This window comes from Bradyrhizobium sp. sGM-13 (genome assembly GCF_018398875.1).
Taxonomy (GTDB): Bacteria; Pseudomonadota; Alphaproteobacteria; order Rhizobiales; family Xanthobacteraceae; genus Bradyrhizobium.
The window spans coordinates 1-241 of sequence record NZ_JAGWDK010000418.1 but is presented as its reverse complement, the minus strand read 5'-3'; the positions used below and the strand labels follow the sequence as shown (position 1 = coordinate 241).

The following is a 241-nucleotide window of genomic DNA, read 5'->3' as shown; positions in this document are numbered from 1 at the left end:
GAGCCCGCCGACCTTGGCGAGCGCCATGAGAGGTCCTGCATCCGAGACGATGGTCACAGGCCGAAGTCGTTGGATTCCGTCGTCTCGACTTTGGGCGTCAGACCATGGGCATAGGCCAGAGGGATCATCTCGCGAAGGGAGACCCCAGCTTTCTGGGCTGCGTAGGCGAGAGACCCCTCGCCGCGCCCGTAAGCTTCGAGAGCTTTGCGGACCTTCCACTCTCGGAGCCCCAGGACGAGAA

The 241-nt window shown here is 63.5% G+C and carries 1 protein-coding gene; it reads right to left on the bottom strand.

Annotation, left to right across the window (positions count from 1 at the left end; all coding sequences use genetic code 11):
• Positions 1-53 precede the first annotated feature (53 nt).
• Positions 54-241 (bottom strand): hypothetical protein (locus KJQ96_RS39500; protein WP_213291273.1); only part of this gene is annotated, 188 nt, incomplete at its 5' end.